Below are 13,004 nucleotides of genomic sequence, written 5' to 3' on the forward strand. Positions count from 1 at the left end.
AGCTCGTGAACGCGTTCTGTGAGAGTTATACTGGCTGACAGTCGAGCAACGCTCGATCACCGGACTGCCAGACGACCTGTACCGTGTTGTCGTAGACGATATCTTCGTTTTCCGCCCGGATCGTACAGTCACGATTGCGATACTGGATGTAGTACGCCAACCGTTCGGAGTGGATCATCAGCCCGGTGTCGGGTGCGGAGATATCCCCGTCGAGGATGAACTGGATGTCCGCCGCTCGGCGCTCGTCGAACGTGCCGACCGGATACGGGGTGTGTGGCGGGACGACCACGGCGTCCGCGTCCCGGTAGTGCTGGTCGATGGTCTGTCCGGCCCGTGTCTCGTGATAGCCGATGGTCGATCCGCCTGCGGTGATCGTGTTGTTCACGTGGTTGTTCGCCAGAAGAACCGGCGAGCACAGCGCCAGGAGGACCACCAGGACGACGGCGTACTTTCGGTGTCTCTTCAGTCCGTAGAAAAACAGCGCGACGGGGAGGAACGCGACCTGTAACACCCGCGTCGAGTACGTCGACTGGATCCCCCAGCCGACGACGAACAGCGCGACACAGACGAGCAGGAGTTCCAGGCGATACTCGGCCAGCACCCGCGACTCTAGGTCGTTGAACAGCAACGAGACCACCAGGAGGCCGAGCATCGCGACGACGAGGCCCCGACTTCCCCACGTCACCGCGGCGTCGACCGACTGTGGCACGAGGTGATAGAGCAGCTGCGGGCCGGCGTCGGCTCCGCCGGAACCGCCGCCGGAGAGCAACGCGTTCGCGATATCGGCGAGCGGATTCCCGGTTGTCTCGACCCGGGGGCCGACCACCAGCGCGTAGAGATCCGTCGGTGTCGTCCCGAGGAAGTACACCAACCAGAGCCCGCCGAGCCGGAGGTACATCCACCGGTCGTCGGGGAGCCAGGTCGACGGTGCCAGCGTCCGTCGCAGCAGGGTTATCGGGTGGAGCAACACTTCGTAGGCCGTCGTGAACGACTGATCGTCGGCGTAGCTGTCGACGAGCGACGTGACGGTCGGCCGAATCATCAACGCGAGTGGATAGAACAGCGGGAAGACCGGATGCGAGAGCGAGAGACAGAGGAAGACGCCGAACTCGAACACCCGCCAGTGGCGACCGGTCCGGTCGATCTGGTAGAACAGGAAGACGAGGAAGACGAGCGCGAGCATCTGCGGGACGAACTGGTTGTTCAGCGGCACCAGCGAGACGACGAGATACGCCGCCGCGGTGAGAAAGGCGAAAAAGCCGTTCCCCAACCGGTAGGCGAACAGCCAGACGCCGACGGTCAACAGCAGGAAGTAGACGTGATACCCCACGTTCACCGTCGCCACCGCACCGTCGAGTTCGAACAGGCGCAACAGCGTCAGCGCGAAGGTGTAGTTCACCGACAGTCCCGGATCGACGTGGCTAAACCGTGAGAGGACGGTCAGATCGGCGATTTCGCCGGTCGTATCGCCGCCGACGACGCTGAAATACAGCACTTGGTTCATGTTGAGCGTCAGATAGAACAGGAGCGTCGCCAGGAACCCGCTGATCGCTGTCTTCCCGTAGTACGCGATCAGCGTGGCCGAGACGATGAGCGACACCAGCAACAGCCAGTACTCGTACATCCACAGCAGGCCGGTATCGAGATACGTCAGCGGGTAGAGCCGGTGAGCGAGGATCGCCAGCGCGGCGATCTGGACCCCCGCGAGCGCGTACAGCAGCTTCGAAACCCGGACCCGGTCGAGGTCCACGTTGACGACTGCACTGACGCGGCGCTGATAGCCACTACTCATCCGTCCTCGACACCCGGTACGACTGGGCTATCGGCCCGGCCACTGACTGCTGTCGTCCTGTCGAACCAATACTGGCCGATATCGGTGGTTTCACGCCGTCTGTGGCTGTCTGGTGCTCCCTCATTGTCCCGCAGTTGTAGCGACCGGTGTATAGTTAGTCACCGTGTATGTGCCGGCGAAACCGCCCGAAGCGCCGTGTACGACCGTTTGTCGGATGTTCACTGTTCTCATGCTTGGCCGGTCACGTTCACGCCGAGCTGGAGGCGGCGGTAGGGGTCCGTTCCGACCCCCGTCTCTGGCGGGTCCGCCCGATACAGCAGGAACGCGATCCGGATGTCGCCGGTCATCGTCGGCGCGATGTCGTAGGGGCGGGTGAACGTCTCGTTGTGTCCGAGTCGGGAGACCCGAACGCGGTCGAGTTCGCGTTGGTCGGCGACCGAGACCGAGCCGTTGTCCCTCCGGAGCCGCTGCTCGACGACGACGACCGTGTACCGCTGTGGTCGGTGTTCCCTGTTCCGGACGCGAAGTACGACCTGTTCGGACTGGCCTCCCTGGATCGTCGTCGGGTAGTCGTCGGCGACGAGCGTGCCGTCGTCCGCTTCGGTCAGGAGGTAGAACTCTGTGTAGTTCTCCCCTGACGACGGGACGCCGATGGCGTAGCCGACGCTCCCGACGGCGACCAGGAGGCTCACGACGACGAGCACGTTGAGGAGGACAGTAACGACCGAGTCCCGTCGGACCGCACTGCCGGCGATGGCAGCGAAGCGCCCGCGGACCGCCACGGTGAACCGGTCCGACGGGGGAAGCGCGGCCCTGCGAACGACCGCGAGCAGCGCCGCCAGCACGACGAGGGCGTTGATCCCCACCAGGAGCGGCCGCCGTGCGATGCCCCAGCGCGTGAGGTTGAGCACGAACCCGAGCAGCAGAACCAGGGCGATACCGACCACGAACGAGAGCCCGAGCCGTTCTGGCAGGGTGATCCCGCCGGCGTGGTCGCTCTCCGCTCCCGTCGTCGCGGGTCGCCCGGCTGCCGGGAACAGGGCCGCTACAGCCAGATACCCGGGACCGAACAGCACGACGGCGACCTCGAACGCGAGTCGCCCCGGCGATTCGACGCCGCCGGTGTACAGCAACGAGAAGTCCGCGACGACCACCAGTCCGATGACGATTCCGATATCAGCGAGCCCCCCGAGCAACCGACGGAGCGAGTCCCCATCCAGGTACTCCCGTATCATGCCCCCTCGTTTTTATACGACCGGCATAGTTAGCCACCCTGTACCATCGGACGCGCACAGACGGAGATCCGATCACAGCGGCGAGTAAGCTCGGCTTACCGCCCGGGACGCGTCGTGACCGCTCGCGGGCGATCGAGGCCGGCCCGACTCACTCCAGATAGCCGAGCTGTCGGAGGTGCTCCCGGTCGGTCGCCGGCGCGGTCGTCGCCCCGTCGTTCTCGACGAAGGTCGTCACGAGCGCCTCCTCGATGCGCTCCCGGTCGGGCGCTTCGCCGTACGTGCGTTCGGTCCGGAGAAAACTCCCGGCCAGGGGGAGGTAGCCACGCGAGGGTCGCCGGACGATGTTCGCGTAGTCGGCGAGGTAGAACTTGGTCCCCAGGAGGTGTGCCAGCCGTCCGTGCAGCGGGTTGAGATGGCGGACGTAGCCGCCGGTGTCCGTCCAGACGGATGTCGCCTTGTACTCGACGCCGTCGTAAGTCGTCTCCTTCCAGAGTTCCGCGCGGGCGAGGCGGCCCGGCGGTGGCGCCTGGTCCCAGAGGTCGAGCCCCTCCGTCCGCCCGTGGCCCACACCGGCCGCACCGAGCGCGGTCGGCGTGATGTCCGCCGTCGAGAGACACCCGTTCAACCGAACCCCCTCCGGAAGACCCGCCCCGGTAAAGACGACGGGGACGGTCACGAGTTCCGGGACCAGCGGTGTGCCGTGGCCGTAGAGCCCGCCGTACTCCCCCAGCAACTCCCCGTGGTCGCTCGTGAAGACGACGAGCGTGCTCTCCAGCAGTCCCCGCGAGTCCAGCGCCGCGCGGATATCGAGGAACCGTTCTACGGACTCCGCGACACCCTCCCCGTACAGTTCCCTGATCGCCGCCCGATCCCCGCCGAACTCGTCGAAGAACTCGCCGTGTGTCGCCCACTCGTCGGCCCGCTCGCGCCGCCCGTACAGCATGTGTCCCCCGCGGTCGTGGACGACCAGCGAGAACGGCGGATCGAGGTCCGAGAGGGTCGTCTCCGCGGACTCGCCACAGATGCGCAGCGGGGGTTTCGTCGCCGGGTCGTCGACGTTGCTCCAGACGTGGGTCGCGTCGATGCCGGACTGCTCGAACGCCGCCAGCAGGGCCGGCCGGCGAGCCAGCGCGTCCTCGAACGACCAGACGGTGTGGGTCGCGGGGTAGGTCCCCGTGAGGATCGACGGGAAGCCCGAGGCAGTGAACGTGCTGGTCGCGATCCCGCGGCCGGTGACGCCGACCTCGGCGACCGACGCCGGCAGCGCGTCGAAGCGCAGACTGTCGCTGACGTAGACGAGGACGTTCTCGACCGAACCGCTGGCCATCGACGAGAGGGCCGCTCGAACCATGTGCCCGGTAATCGGGCGATCCCGGTTTAGTTACGACTCCGATACCTACGGCGCCGGCGGCGCGACTGGCCGCGTGACAGCCACTTGTGCCGATCGCCGCGTGTACGCCGACCATACTTTTATTCGGTGGCGGGCTACGCCCGGGAAATGCACTTCTGTGCCGTCCTCGGGACACACCCGTCGGACACGCCGGGTGGGGCAGAGCTACAGGCGCAGTTGATCTGTGCCGAACTGGCGGATCGGGGCCACGAGAGCACCTACGTCGCGTTCGACGCCGACAGCCAGCGAGTGACCGACCACGACGGGGTGACCGTCCATCGGCTCGACACCGACGGCGGCCTCGACAGATGGGGACGGCTCCGGGAGACGGTCGATCGGATCGGGCCGGACGTGCTCTACCTGCGCAACCTCGGCGACATCCCGTTCTCGCTGCTGTTCCGCCTGGATACCGACGCCCACGTCGTCTACAACGTCTCCCACGACGCGCAGTGTCTCCCGCGGTTCGCCGGCTGGCCCGGCAAGCCCGACGAGACCATCGTCCACACCGCCTACCGGCGGGCCAAACTCGGCTTCCGGCGGAGTTTCCTCCCGGTGCCGGACACGCTGTTCGTCCAGACGCCGCGCCAGCAACGACTGTTGCGCGAGAACCGGGGACTCACCGGCGTGCTCACGGGCAACGGGCAGCCGGTCCCCGAGACGCCGCCGGAGAAACACGACCCCCCGGTGGTCCTCTGGCTGGCGAGCATCAAACCCTGGAAACAGCCCGAACGCTTCGTCGAGGTTGCACGCCGGTGTCGGGACCTCCCGTGTGAGTTCTGGCTCGTCGGCCGACCGGTCGAGCGCGCGCTCGCGGACCGCCTCACCGAGCAGGCCGACCGGCTCCCGAACCTCCGCTATCTGGGCGGCTGTACCGTCGCCGAGAGCGACGACTACATCGAACAGGCGTCGGTGTTCGTCAACACCAGCACACAGGAGGGGTTCCCCAACACCTTCATCCAGTCGTGGCTCCGTCGGACGCCGGTCGTGAGCCTCAACGTCGACCCCACGGACGACGCCGGCGACCACCCCACCGGCTACTACGCGGTCGGTGACATCGAGACGCTGACCGACCGTGTCCGTGAGTTGATCACCGACCCACAGCGACGGCGCGCGCTCGGCGACAGCGCCTTCGAGTACGCCCGTGAACACAACGACATTCGCCGCGTCGTCGATCGGATCGAGGCGGGGCTACCGGACGCCGTCGTCGACGGCGGCGGGCGTGACGCCGGCGACCGGGCGTCCCGCGTCACCCTCGACCAGTAGCTCGTAGGCGTCCCCCGTCGGCCCGACCCAGGCACCCAACTCCAGCGCCCGTTCGACCAGATACCGGTACACGTCGGCGTAGCCGGGGAAGTCGAGGTCGTCGAAGGTCCGCTGGTGCCAGTCGACGGTCACGACGGCGCCGGTCTCCCGGGCCGTGGTCAGGAGTCGGTCGACCGCGCCCTTCGCCGCGGCCACGGAGTCGGTCGACTCCATGAGGGCCTGGTCCATCACCGTCAGCGGGAAGACGGCGAAGTCGTCGCCGAACGGGTGGATCACGTCGTGGCCGTAGTCGAACCCGTACTCCGTCGCCGACCCCAAGGTCGTGTCGTAGACGAGCCCGATCGCTCGGTGGTGACGCCAGGTCTCGGGGAAACGGCCGTTTAGGTAGTGCTGGCGGCCACCACGGATCCGTGTGCCCGTTATCTCGCCCAGGACGGACTTCTCGTAGGCCAGCCTGACACGGTCGTCGAACGACTCGTAGGAGCCTTGCAGCCCCACCTCCCACGCCGAATCGGCGAGAGTCTCGATGACCGCTCTGACGGCCGGCCGCTGGATGTCGTAGTAGGAGTACAGCGACCACGACTGTGGCCGGACCCAGTGGTTAGGCCTCTTGTCGGTGAACAGCGACTTCTCGTTGAGGAAGTAGAAGCTCGACCGCACGCCGAGGTCCCGCTCTACGTCACGGATCGTCCCGAACTGCCAGTAGGGTGCGGTGTCACCGAGCAGTCGCCGGAGACGGCGAGCACTGGGGGCCTCGCGGAGTCGCGCGAGCGTGGGAAGTCTGTGGCTCAGCCGGTCAACGTCGTGGGTGAGACAGACGACGAAGGGCCACTCGGCGTCCGGCGCTAACTCGGTTCGCGTCCAGTCGTCGGTGTCGACACCGGTGAGTCCCCCGTTGGCTGATCCGTCCGGGCTCATGGTCGGCCCACGGTGAGTACGTCGTGGTGTGTCGAGTCGATGTCGAGCGTCCCGCGGCCGTCGAGGACGACCATCGGGGGAAGCCTGTCCCAGTCGATCCCGTCGAAGGTATCGTGGTGAGTCACGAGGACGGCCGCGTCCGGCGGCGACTCGCGGACCGAGTCGAGCGAGACGAGCGGGAAGGGGAGGTCGTCGCCGCCCTCGATCAGCGGGTCGACGGCCGCCACGTCCGCGCCGGCGGCGATGAGCCGCTCGCCGAGCGGGATGGCCGGCGACTTCCGCGTCTCGGCGACGCCGGCCCGGTACGTCACGCCCAGCAGGACGACCCTGATATCGTCCATCCCGCCGCTCCCGTCGAGACACTCGATTAGCCGGTCGGCGACGGCGACCGGCATCGCGTCGTTCACCTCGCGGGCGGCCTGCATGAGCGGGCCGTCGGTCTCGAACTCCGAGAGGAGGAAATAGGGGTAGTACGGGATGCAGTGGCCGCCGACGCCGACTCCGGGGTCGTGGATGTCACACATCGGGAGCGTGTTCGCGACGGCGATGGCCTCCCGAACGTCGGCGTCGAGTTCGTCGGCGAACGTCGCCAGTTCGTTCGCCAGCGCGATGTTCACGTCCCGGTAGACCCCCTCGAAGACCTTCACGCACTCGGCGGTGGTCGCGTCGACTGGAACCACGTCGTTGTCGGTGATCTCCTCGTAGACGAGCCTCGCGGCACGGGTGGCCGCTTCGTCCGTACCACCGACGACCTTCGGGTAGGCCCCACGGATGTCCCGCAGCGCCCGCCCGCTCGCGGTCCGTTCCGGACAGAACGCGACGCCGAACGCCTCGGGATCGAGCCCGCTCTCGACGGCCAGCAGCGGCGTGAGCACGTCCGCACAGCTCCGGGGCGGGACGGTCGACTCGACGACCACGAGGTCGCCCGCAGAGAGGCCGTCGCCGACCGTCTCGGCCGCGGCCCGCATCGCGGTGAGGTCGGCCCCCTGTTTCGCCCCGCTGGTCGTCGGGACGAGCAGGACGTGGATCGTGGCGTCCTCGGCCGCCGACACGCCGTCGGTGGTCGCCCTGAGAGCCCCGTCGGCGACGGTCCGCTCGACCAGGTCCGGCAACCCCGGCTCCCCGGTGACCGGCGTCCGGCCGTCGTTGATCGCGGCGACACGATCTCCGTCCCGGTCGACGCCGACGACGTTCCCGGTCACGTCGGCGTAGACCGCCGCGAGCGGCAGCCCCATCTTCCCGAGGCCGACGACGGCGACCGGGAACCGGCCGTCGGTAACCGCCGCCCGGAACTGGTCGGCGGAAAGCGTCGACTCGTACGGGCGCGGCAGCGTCGTTCGACTCACAGGCTGGTCACCACCGTCTCCTCGTCCGTCGCGCTCTCCTCGATCGAGCGTGCGACCGCGAGCGCCCGCAGTCCGTCCTCGCCGGTGACGATCGGTTCCGTCCCCGACTCGATGGCCTCGACGAACGCCGCGAGTTCGGCCTTCAGCGGCTCCCCGTTCTCGACGACCGGGCGCTCGACGACCGACTCGTTGCGGTATCTGACCTCGCCGTCCGTCTCGACGTACTCCGGGAGGGACTGCCGGTAGACCTCGATCGACCGCCGGAGGTAGTCGACCTCGACGACCGACTCGGGGGTCGTCACGGAGAGCGTTCTGACCCGTCGCTGTGAGGCCCGGCCGGCCGTCATCGTCGCGACCGTCCCGCTCTCGAACGTGAGGTTGGCGGTCACGTGCGGGTAGCTGTCGGCCCGGACGGCGGTGATCGACCCCGTCTCGCTGTCGACCAGCGACAGCGCGATGTCGATGTCGTGGATCATGAGGTCCAGGACGACGCTGTTGTCGATCGCCCGGTTCAGGGGCGGCCCGACACGCTGGGCGTCCAGGGCGACGATGTCCGTCTCTGCGACAACGTCCCGGAGGACCTCGACGGCAGGGTTGAACCGCTCGACGTGTCCGACCTGCAAGACGAGGTCGTTCGTCCTGGCCCGCTCGACGAGCTGTCGCCCCTGGTCGGGGTCGTCGACGAACGGTTTCTCGACGAGGACGTGGACGCCCGCGCCCAGCGCCTCCCAGGCGATCTGGGCGTGATACGCCGTCGGCGTGGCGACCGAGACCGCGTCCGCGGCGTCGAGTAGCTCGTCGAACGACAACACTCGCGTGTTCCGCTTCGTGGCGATCTCCTGGGCTCGTTCCGTGTCCTGGTCGACGACACCGACGAGTTCGGTCGCCGGGTTCTCGGCGTAGATCCGGGCGTGGTGTCGCCCCATCGCCCCGACGCCGACGACGCCGACGGCGACGGTCACGCGCTCACCTCCGTCGCCGAATCGAGCGCGTCTAGTGCCGCGGTGATCCGATCGATGTCCTCGTCCGAGAGCCCCGGGTGGACCGGGAGCGAGAGCACGTCTTCGGCGACCCGTTCGGCGACCGGCGCGTCGGCGTCGAACCCGTCGTAGGCGCCCAGCTTGTGGATCGGTGTCGGGTAGTACACGGCCGCGCCGACGCCGTGGTCCGCGAGGTGGTCACGGACGTGGTCCCGGGACTGCCCGGTACAGCGCACCGTGTACTGGTGGTACGCGTGGCGGCGGCCGGCCGGCTCGACCGGTGGCTCGATCCCTGGCACCGTCTCGACGCTGCGTGTCAACGCCGCCGCGGTGTCGCGTCTGGTCTCGACCCAGTCCGGGAGGTGTTGCAACTGGACGCGGCCGATCGCCGCCGCCAGACTGGTGAGCCGGTAGTTGTGACCCACCCGCTCGTGACTGTACCCGCCACCGTCGGTCCGGCCGTGGTTGACGTAGCTGGCGATCCGGTCGGCGATGCCCTCCTCGTCGGTGACGACCATACCGCCCTCCCCGGTCGTCATGTTCTTGGTCGGGTAAAACGAGAAGGCCGTCGCGTCGGCCCGGCTTCCAACTGGGTCGCCCCGGTAGCGGGCGCCGTGAGCCTGTGCCGCGTCGACCAGCAGGCGAGCGTCTTCCGCGGCGGCGATCTCGGCCAGCGCGTCCATCGCCGCCGGCAGGCCGTACAGGTGGACGGCCAGGATCGCTTCGGCGTCGGTCTCGCGGACGACGCGCCGGGTGTCGTGGGGCTCCAGGGTGAAGCTCCTGGGATCGATGTCGGCAAACGCCGGTGTCGCCCCGGCGAGCCGGATCGCGTTCGCGCTGGCGACGAAGGAAAACGGCGTCGTGACCACCGTGTCCCCGGGGCCGATCCCGACCCCTTCGAGCATCGCGTGCAGGGCGGCGGTCCCGTTGGCCGTCGCGACCCCGTGGCTCGCGTCACAGTAGTCGGCGAACTCGGACTCGAACTGTCTGACTTCGGGCCCGTCTGCGACACGCCCGTCTCGGAGGACTTCACTGACCGCGTCGACCTCCTCGGCTCCGAACTGCGGGTCGGCGACGGGGATCATGCCAGGACGTTCCCCCCGGTCAACGACTCTGGAAGGGGGCGGTGCTGGGCCGGGACGCCGATTGCGAGCGTCTCCGGAGGTACGTCGGTCGTGACGACTGCGCCCGCGGCGACGAACGCGCCGGCACCGACGGTCACGCCGGGCAGCACCGTCGCGTTCCCGCCGATCGACGCGCCCGTTCGGATCGTCGGGCCGTCGAGCTCCCGATCGACCCGCAACGGGTACGGGTCGTTCGTCAGGACGGCGTGGGGACCGAGAAACACCCGGTCCTCGATCGTCGTCGCCGGCGGCACGTACACCCCGGTCTGGATGCTGACGGCGGAGCCGACCGAGACATCCCCGTCGAGGACGGCCTTCGTCCCGAGGACAACGTCCTCGCCGACGGTCGTGTCTTCCCTGACCAGGGCGTCGTGACCGGTCGTGAACCCGCGGCCGATCTCCGTGTCGGCGTAGACGATCGTCCCCGAGCGGATCGTCGAGTCGTCGCCGATCCGCGCGGGCTCGGGGTCGGCCCGGTGTTCGTAGCCGACGGTCGCGCCCGGATCGATCTCGACGTTCTCGCCGAGTCGGCGGTGTGTCATTCGCGCCCCCCGTCGGCGGTGGGTCGGTACCTCTGCTCTCGTCTGGGCGGTGAGTTCGGTGACATCGGTAGCGTTCGGGGGTACACGCCCCTGAATCTGGTAGATGGTCGGTAGATCGTCGTTTTGTTATTCGTCCCTTTCAGCCGCTACGACGGCGGTAGGGGGTGTGATATCCCCTCGCGCAGCCGGTGGACCACTGCTGGTGACGGCAGCGGTGCCTACCTGTCCGACCCCGACAGGTCGTCGATCGCCTCGACGATCCGCTCGGCAGCCTGCCCGTTGCCGTAGAGGTCGGGTTTCGGCCCGCGTGGGCGCGACGCGGCGAGCGCGTCACGGATCGCCGCCCGGTCGGCACCGACCAGCACGTTCCAGCCACAGTCGACGGTCTCGGTCCACTCGGTCGTCTCTCTGAGCGTCACGCAGGGCGTTTCGAGATAGAACGCCTCCTTCTGGACGCCGCCGGAGTCGGTCGCGACCCTGGCTGCGCCGTCGAGCAGGCGGACGAAATCGAGGTACCCGACCGGATCGATCAGCTCCAGCCCTTCGCGTGCCTCGTCGTAGAGCCCGTACCGGTGGAGGGCGTCGACCGTCCGCGGGTGGGCCGGGAAGACGACCGGGATCCGACTGTCACACAGCCCCGAGACGATCCGCCCGAGCCGGTCACGGTCGTCTGTGTTCGCCGCCCGATGGACCGTCGCCAGGACGTACTCCGCCGGATCGAGCCCCAGTTCGGCAAGCACCGTCGAGTGCTCCGTGGCGACGGTCCGGGCGTACCGGATCGCGTCGTACATCACGTCCCCAGTCTCGTAGATCCCGCGGTCGATCCCCTCTCGTTCGAGCTGTGTCCGGGCACGAGCGCTGGGCACGCACAGGAGGTCGGAGACGTGATCGGTGAGCACGCGGTTGACCTCCTCGGGCATCGACCGGTCGCCGCTTCTGAGCCCGGCCTCGACGTGGATCAGTGCCGGGCGTCGCTTGGCGGCGACCAGCGCCCCCGCGAGCGTCGAGTTCGTGTCGCCGTAGACCAACACGGCGTCGGGGTCGGTGGTGTCCACGAGCGACTCCAGGCCCTGCATCATCGCCGCCGTCTGCTCGGCGTGGGAGCCCGACCCGACCCCGAGATTGTGGTCCGGCTCGGGGATCGGTAACTCCTCGAAGAAGACGCCGGAGAGCTCCTCGTCGTAGTGTTGCCCCGTGTGCACCAACAGCTCCGTGTGCTCCCGGCGGAGCGCCTCCGAGACGGGAAACGCCTTGACGAACTGCGGTCGAGCGCCAACGACGCTGAGGACCTTCATCGTCGCTCCGCCGACGAACGGTGCGGTTCGGCCGGGGGCCGTGTTCGCGGGAACGGGCCGTCCCCTGACTGGCTGCTCGACACCGGCAAACGAGTCCATACTGACATCTGTTACCCACTCGGCTGATGGGTGTCCGAGCGGGAGTATTGTTATCGTCACCTTTCGAGGCTGCCCCGCTGTCGATCGGTGTCAACCCCCACCTCCGCCCGGTTCAGCCGCCCGATACCGACGGAAAGCTCGGTATAACAAACGGGGCGCTTCCCCACGGTACAGACGGGGTAACAACAGATTAGTACCCATGACAGACAAGGATACCGAGACCCGAGTAACGAGACGGAGTGTCCTCAGACAGGGGGCGTTCGCCGCCGGCGCCGTCGCGATCGGTACGGTCGGCCTGTCCGGGACAGCGGCGGCGACAATCTGTCCCCGGACGCCCGGCTTCTGGGCGAACCACGACTGGTGTTCGGTCCCCAACGGCGGGGGATCGACCGTCGGCGAGAGCCTCTCCGGGATCGACTGCTCCGATCCCAGCAGCGAGTACACGCTTCCACAGACCGGCGTCTCGAAGACGATGGAGGAGTGGCAGGCGTTCCTCCTCAAGCCCACCAGGGGCGACAAGGCGGTCAAGCTAGCCCAGACCCTGCTCGCGACCAAACTGAACTTCGAACTACGATCGAGCAAGGACTCCGGGCCAGAAGACGAACAGGACTGTGTCTATCAGGCCACGGACTTCTCCGACTACGGCATCGACCTCAGGGACTACGGCTTCGACGAGAACAACGTCGCGAAAGTCAGCGCGCTCGCCGATAGCTGGCTCGAACACTCGAACTTCCCCGGGGAGCAACGCGACTGGACCGTCGTCCGGGCCGGGAAACCCGTCGACGGCGAGGCTCTGAAAGACATACTCGACGATTTCAACAACGGAGCCCTGGGACTTGACTGTGAGTGTGGCGGCGAGACGGACTCCGACGACGAGAAGCGGGAGAAAGAAAACGGAAACGGCGGACCGCCCGGCCACGCCGGTCCACCTAACGACAAGGAGGGCGGACCGCCCGGCCACGCCGGTCCACCTGAGGACAAGGGCGAGGGACCACCAGTCCACGCCGGACCGAAGTGACC

The 13,004-nt window shown here is 67.9% G+C and carries 11 protein-coding genes; 2 read left to right on the plus strand and 9 right to left on the minus strand.

Features of this window, described 5'->3' with window-relative positions:
* Window positions 1–25: 25 nt before the first annotated feature.
* The 3 genes from P1L40_RS20260 to P1L40_RS20270 form a co-directional block, all read right to left on the minus strand.
* Complete coding sequence (locus P1L40_RS20260) at window positions 26–1,792, minus strand: hypothetical protein (RefSeq protein WP_284011196.1); 1,767 nt, start codon at window positions 1,790–1,792, stop codon at window positions 26–28.
* Between the two features lie 227 nt (window positions 1,793–2,019).
* On the minus strand, window positions 2,020–3,027 hold the full coding sequence (locus P1L40_RS20265; protein ID WP_284011197.1) for a DUF1616 domain-containing protein: 1,008 nt from the start codon (window positions 3,025–3,027) through the stop codon (window positions 2,020–2,022).
* Between the two features lie 148 nt (window positions 3,028–3,175).
* Window positions 3,176–4,378, minus strand: coding sequence for a sulfatase-like hydrolase/transferase (locus tag P1L40_RS20270; protein WP_284011198.1), 1,203 nt, complete (start codon window positions 4,376–4,378; stop codon window positions 3,176–3,178).
* 147 nt (window positions 4,379–4,525) lie between these two features.
* On the opposite strand from P1L40_RS20270, the gene P1L40_RS20275 reads away from it, so the two are divergent.
* A complete protein-coding gene (locus P1L40_RS20275) occupies window positions 4,526–5,680 on the plus strand; it encodes a glycosyltransferase family 4 protein (RefSeq protein WP_284011199.1) in 1,155 nt (384 codons plus the stop codon).
* On the opposite strand, the gene P1L40_RS20280 is transcribed toward P1L40_RS20275, so the two are convergent.
* The 6 genes from P1L40_RS20280 to wecB all read right to left on the minus strand — a co-directional run bounded on the left by P1L40_RS20280 (window position 5,606) and on the right by wecB (window position 11,885).
* Window positions 5,606–6,598, minus strand: coding sequence for a polysaccharide deacetylase family protein (locus P1L40_RS20280; RefSeq protein ID WP_284011200.1), 993 nt, complete (start codon window positions 6,596–6,598; stop codon window positions 5,606–5,608). The two genes, P1L40_RS20275 and P1L40_RS20280, sit on opposite strands and share 75 nt — an antisense overlap.
* On the minus strand, window positions 6,595–7,944 hold the full coding sequence (locus tag P1L40_RS20285; RefSeq protein WP_284011201.1) for a nucleotide sugar dehydrogenase: 1,350 nt from the start codon (window positions 7,942–7,944) through the stop codon (window positions 6,595–6,597). The genes P1L40_RS20280 and P1L40_RS20285 overlap by 4 nt, the downstream gene beginning before the upstream one ends.
* Window positions 7,941–8,906, minus strand: coding sequence for a Gfo/Idh/MocA family oxidoreductase (locus tag P1L40_RS20290; protein WP_284011202.1), 966 nt, complete (start codon window positions 8,904–8,906; stop codon window positions 7,941–7,943). The genes P1L40_RS20285 and P1L40_RS20290 overlap by 4 nt, the downstream gene beginning before the upstream one ends.
* A complete protein-coding gene (locus P1L40_RS20295) occupies window positions 8,903–10,009 on the minus strand; it encodes a DegT/DnrJ/EryC1/StrS family aminotransferase (RefSeq protein ID WP_284011203.1) in 1,107 nt (368 codons plus the stop codon). The genes P1L40_RS20290 and P1L40_RS20295 overlap by 4 nt, the downstream gene beginning before the upstream one ends.
* The gene (locus tag P1L40_RS20300; RefSeq protein WP_284011204.1) at window positions 10,006–10,590 is read right to left on the minus strand and encodes an acyltransferase; all 585 of its coding nucleotides are present in this window, start codon (window positions 10,588–10,590) and stop codon (window positions 10,006–10,008) included. Before P1L40_RS20300 ends, P1L40_RS20295 begins: the two co-directional genes overlap by 4 nt.
* Window positions 10,591–10,808: 218 nt before the next feature.
* Window positions 10,809–11,885, minus strand: coding sequence for a non-hydrolyzing UDP-N-acetylglucosamine 2-epimerase (gene wecB / locus P1L40_RS20305; RefSeq protein WP_284011553.1), 1,077 nt, complete (start codon window positions 11,883–11,885; stop codon window positions 10,809–10,811).
* Between the two features lie 298 nt (window positions 11,886–12,183).
* Between wecB and P1L40_RS20310 the strand changes: the two genes are divergently transcribed.
* The gene (locus tag P1L40_RS20310) at window positions 12,184–13,002 is read left to right on the plus strand and encodes a hypothetical protein (RefSeq protein WP_284011205.1); all 819 of its coding nucleotides are present in this window, start codon (window positions 12,184–12,186) and stop codon (window positions 13,000–13,002) included.
* Window positions 13,003–13,004 lie beyond the last annotated feature (2 nt).

Source organism: Haloarcula pelagica (assembly GCF_030127105.1).
Taxonomy (GTDB): Archaea; Halobacteriota; Halobacteria; order Halobacteriales; family Haloarculaceae; genus Haloarcula; species Haloarcula pelagica.

Excerpts from the sequence above, each read along its gene's own strand:
- P1L40_RS20260 (WP_284011196.1), bottom strand. The coding sequence starts at position 1,792 with ATGAGTAGTGGCTATCAGCGCCGCGTCAGTGCAGTCGTCAACGTGGAC.
- P1L40_RS20265 (WP_284011197.1), bottom strand. The coding sequence starts at position 3,027 with ATGATACGGGAGTACCTGGATGGGGACTCGCTCCGTCGGTTGCTCGGG.
- P1L40_RS20270 (WP_284011198.1), bottom strand. The coding sequence starts at position 4,378 with ATGGTTCGAGCGGCCCTCTCGTCGATGGCCAGCGGTTCGGTCGAGAAC.
- P1L40_RS20275 (WP_284011199.1), top strand. The coding sequence starts at position 4,526 with ATGCACTTCTGTGCCGTCCTCGGGACACACCCGTCGGACACGCCGGGT.
- P1L40_RS20280 (WP_284011200.1), bottom strand. The coding sequence starts at position 6,598 with ATGAGCCCGGACGGATCAGCCAACGGGGGACTCACCGGTGTCGACACC.
- P1L40_RS20295 (WP_284011203.1), bottom strand. The coding sequence starts at position 10,009 with ATGATCCCCGTCGCCGACCCGCAGTTCGGAGCCGAGGAGGTCGACGCG.
- P1L40_RS20300 (WP_284011204.1), bottom strand. The coding sequence starts at position 10,590 with ATGACACACCGCCGACTCGGCGAGAACGTCGAGATCGATCCGGGCGCG.
- wecB (WP_284011553.1), bottom strand. The coding sequence starts at position 11,885 with ATGAAGGTCCTCAGCGTCGTTGGCGCTCGACCGCAGTTCGTCAAGGCG.
- P1L40_RS20310 (WP_284011205.1), top strand. The coding sequence starts at position 12,184 with ATGACAGACAAGGATACCGAGACCCGAGTAACGAGACGGAGTGTCCTC.